At 69.2% G+C, this 15,974-nt stretch carries 12 protein-coding genes; 6 read left to right on the top strand and 6 right to left on the bottom strand.

Annotation, left to right across the window (positions count from 1 at the left end; translation table 11 throughout):
* Positions 1-243 precede the first annotated feature (243 nt).
* The 4 genes from ACWGE0_RS12625 (at position 244) to ACWGE0_RS12610 (ending at position 5,440) form a co-directional block, all read left to right on the top strand.
* A complete protein-coding gene (locus ACWGE0_RS12625) occupies positions 244-1,143 on the top strand; it encodes a CPBP family intramembrane glutamic endopeptidase (RefSeq protein ID WP_452261020.1) in 900 nt (299 codons plus the stop codon).
* Positions 1,144-1,270: 127 nt separating this feature from the next.
* On the top strand, positions 1,271-3,508 hold the full coding sequence (locus ACWGE0_RS12620; protein ID WP_452261132.1) for a glycoside hydrolase domain-containing protein: 2,238 nt from the start codon (positions 1,271-1,273) through the stop codon (positions 3,506-3,508).
* A complete protein-coding gene (locus ACWGE0_RS12615) occupies positions 3,505-4,782 on the top strand; it encodes a glycosyltransferase (protein WP_452261019.1) in 1,278 nt (425 codons plus the stop codon). The genes ACWGE0_RS12620 and ACWGE0_RS12615 overlap by 4 nt, the downstream gene beginning before the upstream one ends.
* Positions 4,783-5,161: 379 nt before the next feature.
* Positions 5,162-5,440, top strand: coding sequence for an isoamylase (locus ACWGE0_RS12610; RefSeq protein WP_452261018.1), 279 nt, complete (start codon positions 5,162-5,164; stop codon positions 5,438-5,440).
* Positions 5,441-5,600: 160 nt separating this feature from the next.
* Here the strand turns inward: ACWGE0_RS12610 and ACWGE0_RS12605 are convergent, their stop codons facing one another.
* A complete protein-coding gene (locus ACWGE0_RS12605) occupies positions 5,601-7,304 on the bottom strand; it encodes a right-handed parallel beta-helix repeat-containing protein (protein WP_452261017.1) in 1,704 nt (567 codons plus the stop codon).
* Between the two features lie 33 nt (positions 7,305-7,337).
* Between ACWGE0_RS12605 and ACWGE0_RS12600 the strand changes: the two genes are divergently transcribed.
* Positions 7,338-8,153 carry a TetR/AcrR family transcriptional regulator C-terminal domain-containing protein gene (locus ACWGE0_RS12600; RefSeq protein ID WP_452261016.1) on the top strand — a complete coding sequence of 272 codons (816 nt, stop codon included), beginning with the start codon at positions 7,338-7,340 and terminating at the stop codon, positions 8,151-8,153.
* An 86-nt stretch (positions 8,154-8,239) separates the two neighbouring features.
* On the opposite strand, the gene ACWGE0_RS12595 is transcribed toward ACWGE0_RS12600, so the two are convergent.
* Positions 8,240-8,983 carry an AraC family transcriptional regulator gene (locus tag ACWGE0_RS12595; RefSeq protein ID WP_452261015.1) on the bottom strand — a complete coding sequence of 248 codons (744 nt, stop codon included), beginning with the start codon at positions 8,981-8,983 and terminating at the stop codon, positions 8,240-8,242.
* 64 nt (positions 8,984-9,047) lie between these two features.
* Here ACWGE0_RS12595 and ACWGE0_RS12590 point away from each other — a divergent pair, with 64 nt between their 5' ends.
* Complete coding sequence (locus tag ACWGE0_RS12590; RefSeq protein WP_452261014.1) at positions 9,048-9,617, top strand: TIGR03086 family metal-binding protein; 570 nt, start codon at positions 9,048-9,050, stop codon at positions 9,615-9,617.
* Positions 9,618-9,731: 114 nt separating this feature from the next.
* Here ACWGE0_RS12590 and ACWGE0_RS12585 read toward each other — a convergent pair whose 3' ends face one another.
* Genes ACWGE0_RS12585 through ACWGE0_RS12570 form a run of 4 tightly spaced genes read right to left on the bottom strand, consistent with a single transcriptional unit; the run spans position 9,732 to position 15,587 of the window.
* Positions 9,732-12,095 carry a non-ribosomal peptide synthetase gene (locus ACWGE0_RS12585; RefSeq protein ID WP_452261013.1) on the bottom strand — a complete coding sequence of 788 codons (2,364 nt, stop codon included), beginning with the start codon at positions 12,093-12,095 and terminating at the stop codon, positions 9,732-9,734.
* Complete coding sequence (locus ACWGE0_RS12580) at positions 12,092-13,093, bottom strand: ABC transporter ATP-binding protein (protein ID WP_452261012.1); 1,002 nt, start codon at positions 13,091-13,093, stop codon at positions 12,092-12,094. The genes ACWGE0_RS12585 and ACWGE0_RS12580 overlap by 4 nt, the downstream gene beginning before the upstream one ends.
* The gene (locus tag ACWGE0_RS12575) at positions 13,090-14,550 is read right to left on the bottom strand and encodes an ABC transporter permease (RefSeq protein WP_452261011.1); all 1,461 of its coding nucleotides are present in this window, start codon (positions 14,548-14,550) and stop codon (positions 13,090-13,092) included. The genes ACWGE0_RS12580 and ACWGE0_RS12575 overlap by 4 nt, the downstream gene beginning before the upstream one ends.
* A gap of 56 nt (positions 14,551-14,606) precedes the next feature.
* A complete protein-coding gene (locus ACWGE0_RS12570; RefSeq protein ID WP_452261010.1) occupies positions 14,607-15,587 on the bottom strand; it encodes an iron ABC transporter substrate-binding protein in 981 nt (326 codons plus the stop codon).
* Positions 15,588-15,974: the final 387 nt, after the last annotated feature.

Genomic DNA, 15,974 nt, shown 5'->3' with positions numbered 1-15,974 from the left:
GGCTGCTTGTAACGTTTCAATCGGGCTGAACACTAGAACTTCACGACGTTGTCGGTCAAGACGCGAACAACCGCATCGGCCGTCGGGTGGTCCATCCAGCCCTCCTTCGCAGCCAACTGGCGGCGACGATCGGATCGTGGACCATGGCCGACCGGCGCTGTGTCGTGGTCGATCGGGCCGCGCGGTTCACCTGCTGCCGTTCCTAGTCTCGGTCTGGTCGAAGCCGAGAGATCGAGGGCAGTCATGGACGCACAACCGGACCACCCGCGCCCCTACCACCTGCTCGGCCGTGGCGACCAGTACCGCTGGTGGCGCCCGCTGGCCGAGATGGGTCTCTTCGCCGTGCTGTTCGTGGCGTTCGTGCTCGTGTTCTCGGGTCTGGTTCACGGCCTGGCGGCGGCGCTCGGCATCTCCAGCCACGACGACGGCGCGTTCGCCGATCCGATGTTCGACATCATCTTCGGTTTCGGTGTGGTGGCGGTGGCGCTGCCCGCCGTCCTGCTGACCGTGCGCTGGGCCGGCAGGCGACCACCGGGCACTGTGTCCACAGTGGCCGGCCGGATGCGGTGGAACTGGCTGCTGGACTGTCTGCGCTGGGCCGCTGCAGCCATCGCGCTGGTGGTGGTCATCGGGTTCTTCCAGGACGGCTGGGCGTCGGCGAAGTGGCCCGGCTGGGGCACGTGGGCGCAACTTGCGCTGATCTCCGTGCTGGTGGTGCCGTTCCAGGCCGCCGCTGAGGAGTACGTGTGCCGGGGCTGGCTGGTCCAGACGATCTCCTCGTGGACCCGTTCTCCCTGGCTGGCAGTGGTGCTCACCACCGGATTGTTCGTCGGGCTGCACGACTACACCGACCCGCTGGTGCTCGCGGACCTCACGATCTTCTCGTTCGCCCTGTGCTGGCTGACGATCCGCACCGGCGGCCTGGAAGCCGCGATCGCCCTGCACGTCGCCAACAACGCGGTCGGCGTGCTCCTGGCGGCGACACAGGGAATCCCGAATCTCGACCAGGGCGGGGACTACACGGCCGCGCAGATCCTGCCCAGCACCGCGGCCACGCTGGCCTACACGTGGTGGATCGGTAAGCGAGCGCGGTCTCTCGCTCGCTGTACGCAGGAGGCGGAACCGGCGCTACTGCGGCGTTGAAACGTTACATCCAGCCGCTGTGTCCACGGGCCAACTGCCACGCCACGACGCGACCACCTTCGCCTACCCGGCCACATGTTCATGTCGTTGAAACCAACGTGGTGCCGCGCTGACATAGTGTCTCGCCATCCTCGACGAAATTGATCCTTTCATCGGTACGGCTGCCACCTCACTGCCTGCGGCGCAGGGGCTGGCGGCCACTTGGTGGTGGCCCAAAGCGCAGGTCGGCAACACCCATCCCGGCGCGACGTCCCCGCTCGGCATGGTGTCCGCCTGCGCCTACTCCGGTGCCTATCCGACCGGATACGGCCTCTACATGAAGAACACCGAGGGGCAGCCGGAGGAGCTGTTCGACCGGCTGCAGGCGTCCGGTTTCACCCACTTTCAACAGTCCGGTACCGGAGCGATACGCAAGTACTACAACTACGTGCGGGTGACCCCGATGGTGCAGCAGCTGGACGTCCTCGGCGAGGCCTGGCCGTTGCACGACGAGACCGCTGAAGCCGGGTACTACGCGGCCACTCTCGACACCGGCATCCGATGCGAGGTCACCGTCGGCGCCAAGGTCGCCGTCCACCGCTACGTCTTTCCCGAGCATCGCAGCGCACGGATCGTCGTCGACCTGTCCTGCGGCGGGCTGGCCATCGACCTCGGCCGCACAGTGCCGCTGCGGGCGCATGTGGAAAGCCTCGGCAACGGCTGCGCCCAAGGAACTGTGGTCGTCGAAGGCGTGCCGTTGTCGGTGTACATCAAGGTCGACAGTCCGGGCTGGCGGCAGATGCTCTGGCACGACCGACGGCTGATCGAGGGTGGCACGCGGCTCGACTTCGACCGCATCAGGCAGACCACGCTGCGCCCGTTCGGGATGCTCTACATGGGCCCCACCACCGCCGGGCAGAGCGTCGAGATCCAGATCGGATTCTCTTTGCGCGGCTGTGAACAGGCCCGGGAGAACCTGTATCGCGAATGCGGTGACGGGGCGCCGGCGTTCGACGTCGTCCGCGCGCGGACCGAGGATCGGTGGCGCGACCACGTGGGCCGGGTGGAGGTCGAGGGCGGGTCACCCGCCAGGCGGCAGGTGTTCGCGACGGCCCTGTACCACTCTCTGATCAAGCCGTGCTTCGCCGACGACGAGAGCCCGTTCTGGCCGTCCTCCGGGCCCTTCGTGTTCGACATCTGCACGATGTGGGACATCTACAAGACCCAGCTGCCGTTGCTCATGGCCATCTGCCCGGACCGGGCGGTCGATCTCCTGGAGTCACTGATCCGGGTCTGTGAGGAGGAAGGCAACTTCCCCATCGGATATCGGATGGCTCGCGGCGCGGACAGGTTCTTCCGGCAGGCGAGCGCGTTGGTCCACACCGCGCTGGCCGACGTGCACGCCCTCGGCCTCGGCGACCTGGACTGGACCTGGGCGCTGGTGCACATGTACGACGACCTGCGCCGGATGTACGGCGAAGACTTCTACGAGCACGGCGTCGTGCACCCGATCTCGCACACGCTCGACCTCGCCTATGCCTGCCACTGCACCTCCGGCGTCGCCCGGAGCCTGAACGACGTCCAGCTCGCCGACGACCTCGACGCGCGAAGCCGCCTGTGGTCCAACGCGTTCGACCCGAACACCGGCCTGCTTCTCGACTCGTCGTTCTACGAAGGCGGCAAGTGGAACTACTCGTTCCGGCTGCTGCACGACATGGCCGCGAGAATCGCGATGGTCGGGGGGAACGAAGCTTTCGTCAGCATGCTCGACGCATTTTTCGGCTACGGCGCCCCGCGTGTGGTGCAGCCGGGTAGGCGGCCCGGCTCGGCGGAGATGGCGGCCGGCTACCTGCTGAACCGGTTCGAGGGGCTGAACAACGAGCCGGACATGGAAGCGCCGTGGTCCTACCACTACGCGGCGCGGCCGGACCGCACGGCCGAGATCGTGCACGCGGCGCTGACCTGGCAGTTCGGCACCGGTCCCGGCGGCCTGCCGGGCAATGACGACTCGGGCGGGCTGAGTTCCTGGTACGTGTGGGCCTCGCTCGGTCTGTTTCCCGTCGCCGGGCAGAACCTGTTCCTCGTCAACGCGCCTGCCTTCAGCCACGCCACTCTGCACCTCGGGGACCGCGATTTCGTCATCGAGACGCGTGGACACCGCGAGACGTCCATCAGTTCCGACGGGTTGGAAGCGGACCCGCCGCCGCAGTACGTGCAGTCCGCCCGGCTGGACGGCAAACCACTGGATGCGGCGCATCTGCGCGCATCCGACGTCCACGCCGGGGGCCGGCTGCTGCTCGAACTCGGCCCGCAGCCCTCCGAGTGGGGACGCAAGATCCTGCCGCCATCAGTGTCCGACCCGCTCGGAAAGGGGGCTCGCACATGAGCAGGCCAAGCCGCCGTCTCGTCATCGTGGTCCGGGCTGACCCAGTCATCTGCGGTCACTCCGGAGAAGCCCGCAACCTGGCCGAGGTCGCGCTCACCCGCGGCTTCGACGACGTCCGGCTGCTGACCTGGCCGATACCCGTGCTCCAGGCGGCAGGCCTGCCGCTCAAGCCGCTGGATCGGATCATGCCCTACAGCAAAGGCATCACCGTGGAACGGCCCGAGCCGGTCGGCGACTACCGAGTACCCGACGGCCGATACCTGGCCGGGCTGACGGGACGCCTGGTCGAGCTGCTCGCCGAGCCGGTCCCGACCACCTGCGTGTCGATGTACCTCGCTCCCCACGACGCCGTGGTACGCGACGCCGTCGACGCGGCACGCGCGGCCGGCTACGCACCTGACGTCCACACCATCGCGAAGGCGGTCGGCTCGGACGTCACCAACGTGATTCGCTCGTGCCTGCACGAGAAGCGATTCGGGGCAGCCGTCGTCCTGTTCACCCGGTTCCTCGCCAACGACCAGGTGATCGCCGTGTCGGAGTACACCAGGCAGGAGATCATTGCCTGTGCAGAGGCCATCGACACGCACTGCGGCACCCGGTTCGCCCGCCAGTGCGTGCGCCGGGTATCGGTCAGCTACCCGCCGGTCGACACCTCGGCCTACCTCGACCTCGATCCGGCGCTTGTGGACACCGCCCTGAAACGACGCGGCCTGGAACGCGACGGGTACGTGTTGTTCCTGTCCCGGGTGACACGGGCCAAAGGCATCTACGACCTGGTGGACGCGTTCGCCCAGTGCCAGGCGCAGTCACGGCTGAAGCTCGTGGTCGCCGGTAACGGCCCCGAACTGGAGCACCTCCAGGCGATCACTCAGCACAACGACCGGATCGTCTTCCTCACCGACGTGGAGGACGAGGAAAAGCCGCTGCTGATGAACGGCTGCGCCGTGTACGCGCTGCCGACCAAGCCCGAACCCGACTTCGTCGAGACCTTCGGCATCGCGCTGATCGAGAAGATGCTCGCAGGCGGCGGGCCAGTGATCACGACCACCACCGGAGGCGTCGGCGAAGCGGTGGGCGGAACGGCCATCCTCGTCGAGGCAGGAAACACCACCCACATCGCCGCCGCGATCGACCGGGCGGTGTTCGACATGTCAGCCGAGGAACGGCAACTCATGGCGGACCGAGCACGCGAGCACGCCCTGTCATTCGACCGTGTCCGGGTGTTCGACAGCCTCTTCGCCACGTCCAACCCAGCTGTCGTCCTAACGGGATGAACCCGTGTCCCGCTTCTGGCACGCAGCCCTGTCCAGGCTGATACCTCGTTCGCGCCGGCGCGAGATCTTCCCAGTCACTGCCGGCACCTTGCTCGGCGGTGTCGAGCCAGCGCTTCAGTTCCAACGCTGTCAGCGTTGACCGCGTCGGCGAACTCGCTCACGATCTCCGCCGCAGCGCGTCGGGCATGCGCTCGACGTTCTTGCCTGCCTGCAGCGCCGGAATTCGCCGACATTCGCTCCGCTACGCATTGACCTTCGCGGGATCACTCGATCCGGCGACCTCACGCCCTGCCCAGGCGCGCCGACTCGTCCGATGTGGACACAACCGGCAGGCTGTCACAGCGTTGCGACGGAAACACGGGGAAGGAACGACGAGCGGATGATCCGAATCGTGCCCGCCAAGGACCAGCACGTGCGGGTGACCTGGGCGCTGCCCCGGCATGAGCCGCCAGGGCCGGTGAGCGTGGTCGGTGACTTCAACGGCTGGACACCGGGAGCGACCGAACTCCGCGCCCGCTCCAACGGCAACCGCACCGCGGCCGTCGTCGTTCCGCGTGGCACGACGCTGCGCTTCCGCTACCTCGGTTCGAACGGCCACTGGTTCGACGACTTGGACGCGGCGGCACAAGACGACCACGGCTGCGTGATCACCGTCTGACGAGGCTCCAAGTCAGCCACCAAGCGTCAGTCGCACCGGCGAGGTTGATGGCTCAACGCGCCGGGCGAGGTCGCCTGCATCTGCAGGGCGCGAACTCGCCGGTCCGTGTTTGCGTCCCACCAGGCCCGCGACCCGTGGAGGGGCCGCGGGCCTGGTGCGGTCAGTGTCGGCGAGGTCCGGCTTGCGCGCGTGCCTCGGCGGCGTCCAGGTCGGCGGCGTCGGTCAGGGTCGTGTTGTCCTCGTAGGTGACCGAATCCGGGACGGCGTCGCTGCCGACCGGGTCGGCGTCCCACACGTTGCCGCGGTAGACCACGTTGTCCAGCGGCGGGTGGACGTGCAGCACGGCGGTGTTGTCGGCGCGCCGCACCACGTTGTCCGCCACCGTCACCCACGCCGCGCCGTAGTCGGTGTAGAGGGCGAAGTTGTACGGGGTGCGGGTGTCGGTGACGACGTTGCCGCTCACCACCGCCCCGTTCTCGTGCGATTCGCCCTGCGGGCCGGACACGTAGATGCCGCCGCCGTCGGCCAGCACGCCCATCGCGCCGGTGACGTGGTTGTGCAGGATGCGCGTGCCCTTCGCCGGGCCGCTCACAACGCCGCAGTGCGGGACGTCGTCCACGCGGTTGTGCGCGACCGTGCAGTCCACCGTGGCGAGGAGGGCGATGCCGGGTGAGCCGGAGTGGTCGAGCCCGACGCGGTGGACCTCGTTGTCCTCGACCACCGCCCGGTAGGTGCCGGTCAGGGTGATGGCGCCGGCGCCGAGGGTGTCGAAGCCGCACCCGCGCACCACGGTGTTCGCGCCACCGGTGACGCCGAGCGCGGTCGAGCCCAGGCGGGTGAAGTGGCAGCCCTCGAACCGGATGCCGGTGGTGTCGACCAGGGACACGCACGCCGGGACGGTCTCCGGCTCGCCGGTGACGGTCAGCCAGGACTGGCCCTCCACGACGACCACGGTGTCGATCCGGCCGCCGTCGTGGAAGCCGCTGCCGTGGTAGTGCAGGAAGCCCCGGTCGCTGGTCGGGCGCAGCCAGGTGGTGTCGGCGAAGGTCAGGCCGCGGAAGGAGATGCCGCCGGCCCCCGTCGCCACCAGCAGGGTGTCCCGTTCCGGAGCGACGACCTGGGTGGCGGCGGGATCCTCGCCGGTGCGCGGGAGGTAGTGCAGGACGTGCTCGCCGGGACGGGAGCGGTCCAGGGCGAACGTGCCCGGTTCGGTGAGGAAGGACGGGTCGTTCTCCACGCGGGTCGGCAGGCCGGGGCCGGAGGAGGTCTGGCCGTCCCAGGAGGAGTTGTAGAGCTGCCGGGCCCAGGAGAAGGCGGGCTGCTTCATGGTGATCGTGCCGTCCACGACCGACTCGACCGCGAGCCGGGCCTCGGTCCACGGGTAGACGCCCCGGTGGACGAACTCGACGCCCGCTCGCCAGTCGAGGCGCGCATCCGTGACGTAACCCGACTCGTTTTCACTCACATTGCCCGGGATCCCGTCGATGGCGGCCCTGTCGACGCGCCGACCGTCGACGGTGAGGTGGCGGGTGTCGAGCGTGCCGACGTCCACGACCCAGGCGCCGTCACCGTCCATCCGCCAGCCGGTGATCACCCGTCCGCCGCCGATCACCACCTCGTCCTGCGCGGGTGAGCCGAAACCGTTCGCCTGATAGGTGATCCGGCTGCCTTCCTGCGCGGAGTCCTCCTCGGTGAACTCCCACGGCCCGGGGTAGGTGCCTGCCCGCACGTGGACGACCACGTCGCCCGCCGCCTCCCTGGCCGCCCTCCGCGCCCGGTTGATCGTGGCGAAGGGCCGTTCCGGGGTGCCGGGGGCGTCGTCGTCGCCATCGAGTGCCACGTGGACTTCGGTTGTGTATGCCATAAACGCATTTATACTATAAACAGGAGGTATTTGGTGACGCAGGACAACGAGCGGGTCGAACTGCTGTGGCGCGACGAGGACGCCCGGCCGGGGTTGAGCCCGGACCGGGTGGTGGCCGCCGCGGTGGAGGTCGCCGACGCGGAGGGCCTGGCGGGCTTGTCCATGCGCAAGGTCGCCGAGCACCTGGGCTTCACCACGATGTCGCTGTACCGGCACGTGCCCAGCCGGGAGCACCTGGTCGACCTCATGCGTGACGCCGTCCTGGACGCGCCCGCGCCCGACGACACCGGCGCACCGTGGCGCGAGCGCATGGAGACGGCCGTCCGGCACGGCTGGGAGCTGCGTAAACGCCACCCGTGGCTGGCTGAGGAGCGCAGCACGCGGCACCTCCCGGGGCCGAACGCGCTGACGCATTACGAGCACCTGCTGAGCATCCTGGCGAGCACACCCCTCCCGCCGGCGGAGGTCGTGGCGGCGGCGGGCCTGCTCGGCCGCTTCCTCGACGCCGAGGCCCTGGCGCTGGTCGAGGCGTCGCGCGCCGAGCGGGACAGCGGGGTGAGCGATGAGGAGTTCTGGGGCGCGCGCGATGGGCTCTGGTCGCGGATGAGCCGCTACCCAACCCTCACCGCGCTGTGGGAGGCGGGCGGTTTCGAGCAGCCGGACCCGTTCGAGTTCGGTCTGGCGCTCCTGCTCGACGGCGTAGAGTTGCGCATCGCGCAGCGTGAGGGAACGCGTGACGAAACCTGCGCGATGTGCGGCGGGCCGATCGAGCAACCCGTTTCGGGTCGTCCGCGCGCCTACTGCTCGCGAAGTTGCCAACAACGCGCCTACCGCAGCCGGAAACGCTGACACCACCGGCATCACGCCGGCGCGGTCAGGTCCTCCAGGCGCGCACCGTGCGGGACGCGACCTGCACTCAGATCCGGGGAGGCGGACTAATATCGCTGCGCGTACCAGGTCGGTGGCTCGCCGAACATGCTCTTGAAGTCGCGGATGAAGTGGCCCTGGTCGGCGTAGCCGAGGTCCGCCGCCAGCGCGGCCCAGTCGATCACCCCGCCGGCGGCCATGCGTGCGGTCACCTCGTGCAGGCGGTAGCGGCGGATCACCCACTTGGGTCCGATGCCCACGTGCTCCGCGAACAGTCGTTGCAGCCCCCGCATGCTCAGCCCCAGCTCGGCGGCGAGGCGTTCGACTCTGGTCATGGCCTTGTCGTTGGCGATCAGCTCGACCGCGGCCACCGCCTGGCGCACCTGGGGGTCGTCGTCCGGCAGGTGTTTCAGCAGGAACGCATCCACGGTCGGCACGTCGAGCGTCGTGGGCAGGTCCGGGCCGAACACCTCGGTCGCCGGGACGACGCGGTCGGTGATCGTCGAGACGGAGGCGCCGAGGAACGGGCGGAAGCAGCCCGGCCGGAACGAGACGCCGAAGACGTGGGCGCGGCCCTCGAGGACCTTGAGTTGGTAGCCGCTGCACACGCCGTTGACGTTCGCGCGGCCGCCGCCGAACGACAGGTGCACGTTCGGGTACGGCACGATCTTCTGCCGGTAGGGCTCGGCGTAGTCCCAGTGAGCCTCCCAGTACCGCTCCACCCATGGCGCGAGCGCCGGCGACGGGTCGTGGAACGCGTGGCGTTGATATTTGGTCCACGCACTCCGCAGCTCTCGAACGTCCCGCCCCACACAGCAGAGTCTATGTCGCCTTTGTTCAATACCCCTACGGCCCGCGCCGCCTAGCGTCGTCGCCATGTCACACCTGTCCAACACGGCCGAGGCCATGGCGGCGGTCGCCCGCGCCGTCACCGACGACCAGCTCGCCAACAAGACTCCGTGCACGGAGTACGACGTGCAAGCACTGGTCAACCACCTCCTGTTCTGGGGCCCGTCGCTCGCCGGCGCAGGCCGCAAGGAATCCGTTCCGCAGCCGGCGGCCGCCGAGTCCGATGTGGACCTGGCGGCCGGCGACTGGCGCGGCCGCCTGCTCGCCCTGCTTGACGACATCACGTCGTCGTGGGCGCCGCCGAGCGCCTGGGAAGGCGAGACGAGCATGGGCACGCCGCACATGCTGCCCGCCCCGGTCATGGGCGACATGATCGTCGGCGAACTGGCCCTGCACGGCTGGGACCTGGCGGTCGCGACCGGGCAGCGGCTGGAACTGCCCGCCGACCTGCTGGCGCATCTGCACGACACGGTGCTCGCCGGCGTGGAGCAGGGACGGGAGATGGGCATGTACGGACCGGAGGTCGCGGTGCCAGCCGACGCACCTGCCTTGGACCGCATCCTCGGCCTGACCGGCCGTGATCCCGCCTGGATGTAGCACCGATCGTTGGTTTGGCAACCGGTGACCCGCCGGACGCGACCGATGACGTGGTGAAGATCAGCCCGGTCGGGGCTGGGTCCTGCACCCCGCAGGGTGCAGGACACTTTCCCGTCAGCGCGCCATTCTGACCGCCCGGTCGATCCCGAGCCACACCGTGCACCCCACCACGATGCACACGGCCCACACGATCGGCGACGGCATCTGTGGTTGCAGGTGCGGAAACACCGCGTAGTGCGTGAGGTAGATGGAGAGTGACGCGCTGGCCAGCAGGCTCACCGGGGTGAGCAGTCCGCGCGGCACCGGTACGCGGGCCAGCGACAGCAGCAGGATCACGCCGGCGATCACGACGATCTCGCGCGAGAGATCCTCCATCCGGCCGGGAACCATCGAGACCAGCACCACCACGACGAGGCACTTCTGCCACAGCGCGGGGGAGCGCTGGGCGAGCCAGCCGAGTGCCACGAACCAGGCGGCGCCGAGCGTGGTCATGTTGCGTACGAAGAAGTCGCCTTCGACGGTGAACCTCGTTGCGAGCGTCAGGCCGAGCAATGCCAGCGCGAACGCGTAGCCGTGCTGTTGTTCCCAGCGCCGGATCGCCGGCACGGCGAAGACCAGGGCGCACAGGACAAGGACGTGCACGACGACCTCGACGAACCAGTACCCGGCAGCGCCGACACGGGTGAAGTTGTTGACCAGCAAGACGTTGTCGATGGTCACGTCGTTCGTGACAGCCATCCGGTAGACGAGCCAGAGCGAGGTCGGGACCGCGATGAACGCCGCCGCCCGCAGGATCCGCAGCGGGTCGGGGGGAACCAGGAATCGGGCGAGGTTCCAGCCCGCGACCACGAGCAGCAGGTGCGCGCCGCCGAGCAGCTTGAAGAAGCCGACATGTGAGCCCACGATGAGCAGGATCGCCAACGCCCGCAGCACGATCGTGGTGTCGATCAGCGGGACGCGGCGGTGCCTGGCGCGGAGCTCCTCCAACGACGACACCGGCATCGTGGGCCAGGAGGGCGGCAGGTCGCCGAGCAGCCGTTGCAGCTGAACGGTCATCTGGACGTAGCGCAGCGAGTCGCCGCCCAGCGAGTTGAAGGTTGCGTCGGACGGCACCGACCGCACACCGAGAACTGAGCTGAACACCTCGCGCACGGAGTTCGAGTCGCGGCTGGACGGTGCCGCGACGGCCCGGTAGTCGACTTTGCCGTTGGACAGCAACGGAATGGCGGTCACGGCGTAGGCGTGAACGGCGGTCGCGGGCAGGCCGGTCAGGGCGCGAATCAGCCTCACCGCGCGGTCCGCGTCGCCGAGCACCGCGACGACAAGGCCGCTGTCGTTACCTGTGCAGGCCACGCGGAGGCCGTCGGCGGCGAGCGAGTGTTCGACCTGGTCCAGATCGACGCGCAGTCCGAACGGCTTCACGAATCGGTTCCTGCGGCCGGTCACCGAGAACAGGCCGTGGGATTCGACTCCCAGATCGCCGGTCCGCAGCTCGAAGGTCGTGCGCCCCAGTGTCAGGTCTTCGGGCGTGTGGGCGTAGCCGAGCATGACGTTGGGGCCGCTGTAGACGAGTTCGCCGTCGTCGATGCGCAGCTTTCCGCCGGAGATCGCGACACCGATCGCGGACGGATGCGAGGCGGCGAGTTCAGGCGGAAGGTAGGCCATGCGCGCGGTGGCCTCGGTCTGGCCGTACATCACGAAGAACCGCCAACCGCGCGAGGCGCCCAGTTCGGCGTACCGGAGCACGTCCGCGGGCGCCAGCCGCCCGCCGGCCTGCGTCACGTAGCGCAGGCTCGGGAGGTCCATGGACTCGAAGCCGATGCCGTCCAGCAGCCCGAACGTGTGCGGCACGCCGTGCAGGCTCGTCACGCCGTGGGAACGCACGAGATCCCAGAACTCAGGCTCGATCACCGATCGCCCGGTGAGCACCAGCCCGGCGCCGCGCGCGAGGTTGCTGTTCACGACCGACAGGCCGTAGCAGTAGTGCAGCGGCAAGGAAGTGACGGCGCGGTCCGTCTCCCGGATGTCGAGGTACGAGCCGATCGAGGCGGCGTTCGCGGCGAGGTTGTCCGCGCTCAGCCGCACCAGCTTCGGTGATCCGGTCGTGCCGGATGTCGACAGCAGCAGTGCCAGCTCGGGGTGCAGCGCGTGGACGGTGCCCTCGTGCCGTTCCGTCCACGAGCCCGAGATCACCACGTCCGGGTCGTAAGCGGAGGTCAGAGCGGGAACCTGTGCGGTGGACGCGAGCACGACCGGGTGCCTGCCGCGCAACGCGGCCAGGTACGCCACGACCGAGTCGATGTCGTTCTCCGCGGCGAGCAGCACCAGCCGCCGCGTCGTGCCGAGCCGTTCCGCCGCGGAGCTCACCCGCTGGTCCAGCTCGTGATAGGTCAGCGAGCCGTCGGGTGTCACCAGGGCGAGCCGGTCGCCGTGCTCCGCGAGACGATCAGCGAACCCGAGGTCCGCGGTGGCCGTCACGGTGTGCCCGCGAAGAACAGGGCGGTCCCGTCGACCGACACGGAGACCGAGTCCCCGGCCCGCACCGAGATCCGGCCCTGCACGCGCGCCCGCACCCGCGTGCCGTCGGCGAGCCGCAGCAGAACCGTCGCGTCGTGCCCGTGGAACAGCACATCGTCCACAGTGGACGGAACACCCGTGCTGCCGAGGATCAGCTGCTCCGGCCGCAACAACACCGTGCCGGGACCGTCACCGGACGTCGGCAACGTCCCGAGCGGCGTCTCCACCAGGCCGGAGCGGGCGACGCCTGCAAACGTCACCGCCTCGCCCACGAACAACGCCACCCCGAGATCGGCGGGCGATGCGTAGATCGTCTGCGGTCGCGCGAACTGTGCCACGGCACCGTCTCGCAGCACCACCACGTGGTCCGCGATCCCCAGTGCTTCTTCCTGGTCGTGCGTCACGAGCAACGCCGTCGCGCCGGCCGCCTTCAGAGTCGCGCGAACGTCAGCCCTCAACTCCTCGCGCAGACCGGCGTCCAACGCCGAGAACGGCTCGTCCAGCAGCACGACGCCGGGACGCGGCGCCAAAGCGCGGGCCAGCGCCACCCGCTGCGCCTGGCCGCCGGAGAGCTGTGCGGGCATCCGCGAGCCGAACCCGCCCAGTCCCACCAGGTCGAGCAGCTCTTCGACCCGGTCACCGCGGTCACCACGCCTGAGTCCGAATCCGACGTTCCCCGCCACGCTGAGGTGCGGGAACAACGCGCCCTCCTGCGGCACGATCCCGATCCCGCGCCGCTCCGGTGGTACGTCGGAGGTCAGCTGCCGCTCGCCCAGCCACACCTCGCCCGAGGCGATCGGGTGGAAGCCGGCGAGAACCCGCAGCAGCGTCGTCTTGCCGCACCCGGAAGGCCCGAGCACGGCGAGCAACCCGCCTTCCGGCACCTCGAAGTCGACCTCGCGCAGCACGGGTTCGCCGCCGTAGCCCGCGACCAGTCGCTTCACCGTCAAGCCGCTCATCGCTCACCTCCCGAATCGTCCTGGCGCAAGAACCGGTCCAGCACCACCGCGGGAATCGCGGCCACCACGAGCAGCACCGCCGCATACGGCGCCGCCGCGGCATAAGCGGCGACTTCGGTGCGGGTCCACAGCTGGGTTGCCAGGGTGTCGACCCCGGTCGGCCGCAGCAGCAACGTCGCCGGCAACTCCTTGGCACACGTCAGGAACACCAGCGCGGTGCCGGCCAGGATGCCCGGCGCGGACAGCGGCACGGTGACCCGCAGCCCTGTCCGCCAACGCCCGTGGCCGAGCGATCGCGAGACGTCCTCCAGCACCGGCGGTGCGTGCGCCACGCCGGTGCGCACAGCTCCCACAGCCAAGGGCAGGAACAGCACCGCGTACGCGAACGCCAGCATGGGGATGGTCTGGTACAGCGCCGGCGCGAACCTGATCCCGAAGAACACCAGCGCCAGCCCGACGGTGATGCCGGGCAGCGCGTGCCCCGCGAAGCTGGCCAGCTCGACCCCTCTGGCGAGCCGGCCCTGGTGGCGCGCCGCCAGGACTCCCACCGGCAGCGCCAGCAGCAGCGTCAGCACCGCGCCGAACGCCGACACGGCGACGGTGTTCCCGGTGGTCGCCAGCAGGTCGGACACCTCGAACGTCGAGGTACCCACCACCAGCCACCACACCAGGCTGACGACCGGCACCCCGAGCGTCAGCACGAGCAACACCATTGTCCCGGTCAGCGCGGGCACCCGAGCCCGCCCCAGCGGCACGGTCAGCGGCTGACGACGCCCGCGGAGCGCGACCACCCCGCGCGCCCGGCGTTCACCGACGGTCAACGCGACCGCCAGCACCACCAGGACCAGCCCGAGGACGGCGGCCGGTGTGCGGTCGAACGTCGCCCGGTAGCTGGTGTAGATGCCAAGGGTGAACGCCTCGTACCGCATCAGCGACACCGCGCCGAAGTCGCTCAACACGTACAACGCCACCAGCAATCCGCCGGCGAGCGTCGCGGGCCGGATCTGCCGCAGCGTCACGGAGAAGAACACCTGACGACTCGTCCTGCCGAGCGACCTCGCGACCTCCTCCACGGCTGGATCGGCCGTGCGCAACGCGGCGGCGACCGGCAGCAGCACGTACGGGTACGACACCAGCGTCAGCACCACGAACGCGCCCGCGAACCCGGTGAGCTCCGGCGCCACCGAGATCCAGGTGAACCCGGCGACGTACGACGGCACCGCGAGCGGCAGCACCAGCAGCACCCCGAAAGCCCGCCGCCCGAACAGATCCGAGCGCGTCACGAGCCACGCGCTGAGCACGCCCAGCACGACGCACGCGGCCGTCACCGCTACCGCGAGCGATAGACTGCGCAGTGCCAGTTCCGCGGTCCGGGTCCGTGCCAGCACGTCCCACACGACTCCTCCGCCGCGTTCGAACGAACGCACGGCCAGGTACGCCAGCGGCAACACGGCCACCGCGGCGACGAGGAGCGAAAGCGTGGTCAGTGCAGGTGCGGCCCGGTGCGCGGGCCTCAGGACAACCCCGCTTCCTGCAACAACTTCACTGTCTCCTGCAGCGACGACAGCTTGGAGAGGTCGATGTCGGGCGCCTGCAGATCCGTGATCGGCGGCAGCTGGTGCTTGCCCGGCTTCACGCCCGGATTGGCCGGGTACTCGGCGGTCACGTCGGCGAAGTGCCGCTGTGCCCGCTCCGACAGCAGGAACCGCACGGCCTTCTGCGCGGCCTCGCTCTGGTTGGAGCCCTGGATCACCGCCACACCGGCCACGTTGACCAGTGCGAGCGGATCACCACCGCCGGCCCGGTGCAGCCTGGCCTTGACGTTGGCCTCGCCACCCTTCTCCGCGACCATGGCGTACCAGTAGTAGTGGTTGATCAGTCCAAACGGGAGCTGACCGTCGTCGACCGCTTTGAGGATGTTGTTGTTGTTGTCAAAGCGCTTCGGCTCGTTGGCGGCGAACTTCTTCAGCCATTCCCTGGCGAAGTCCTCGCCCTTGAGCACGCGCACCGACGTCACGAACGCCTGCCAGGACCCGTTGGTGGGCGCGTAGCCGATCTTGCCCTTCCACTTCGGGTCGACGACCTCGTCGATCGACTTGGGCAGCTCGTCCTCGTCGACCACGCGGGGGTCGAACGCGATCACGCGGGCTCGTGCGCTCGTCGCCACCCAACGCTTGTCGCGCGCCTGGTAGTTCTCCGGCACCATGCCGAGCACGTCCGCGGGCAACTCGGCCAGCCTGCCCTGCGCCCCGACCGCGCCCAGCGCGCCGGCGTCCTGCGAGAGGAACAGGTCCGCCTCAGTGCCCTGGCCTTCTTCCAGCAGCTGCGCGGCCATTTCTCCGCTGCCGCCGTAGCGGACCTCGACGTCGATTCCGACGGCGTCCTCGAGCTGGTCCAGGAGGGCCCCGACCAATTGTTCGTTGCGGCCGGAGTAAATGATCAGGTCGTCTGCTGAACTGCAAGCAGTCAACGCCGACGCCAACAGTGCTGCCACCAGCGTCACGGTGCGTGCACGACGCCTCACCAGCGGTCCTCCTCGACTCACCCCCAGGTCAGAACGGGCGTCGACAAGGTAAAGCTAACCTAAGGCACATTCAAGATGTGGATGCCATTACGTGATGCGACGACGGACACATCACCTGTTCGGCCCCTTACTGTCGGCGAGTTCGTGTTCGGCGCCGAATTGTGGTGGTGAGATGCCTGGTGTATGGACACGTGGACTTTCGTGACGCCGCCGGAGGACGTCTCGGGGCAAACCAGGAGAACTCGCCTCGCCCAGTGCCGGCTCGGTTTCGTGAAGGTGCGGGTTGTGGGCTTTCCTGCGGACCGTCACACCGGGAGCGGGCCGGGACGTGAAGTTCGCGCGGCTCGTGCGTCCGGA

This window comes from Lentzea sp. NPDC054927 (assembly GCF_053610285.1).
The sequence above is the reverse complement of the archived record's forward strand: the minus strand, read 5'-3'. Positions and strand labels throughout refer to the sequence as shown.

Excerpts from the sequence above, each read along its gene's own strand:
- ACWGE0_RS12590 (WP_452261014.1), top strand. The coding sequence starts at position 9,048 with ATGTCACACCTGTCCAACACGGCCGAGGCCATGGCGGCGGTCGCCCGC.
- ACWGE0_RS12625 (WP_452261020.1), top strand. The coding sequence starts at position 244 with ATGGACGCACAACCGGACCACCCGCGCCCCTACCACCTGCTCGGCCGT.
- ACWGE0_RS12610 (WP_452261018.1), top strand. The coding sequence starts at position 5,162 with ATGATCCGAATCGTGCCCGCCAAGGACCAGCACGTGCGGGTGACCTGG.
- ACWGE0_RS12615 (WP_452261019.1), top strand. The coding sequence starts at position 3,505 with ATGAGCAGGCCAAGCCGCCGTCTCGTCATCGTGGTCCGGGCTGACCCA.
- ACWGE0_RS12605 (WP_452261017.1), bottom strand. The coding sequence starts at position 7,304 with ATGGCATACACAACCGAAGTCCACGTGGCACTCGATGGCGACGACGAC.
- ACWGE0_RS12580 (WP_452261012.1), bottom strand. The coding sequence starts at position 13,093 with ATGAGCGGCTTGACGGTGAAGCGACTGGTCGCGGGCTACGGCGGCGAA.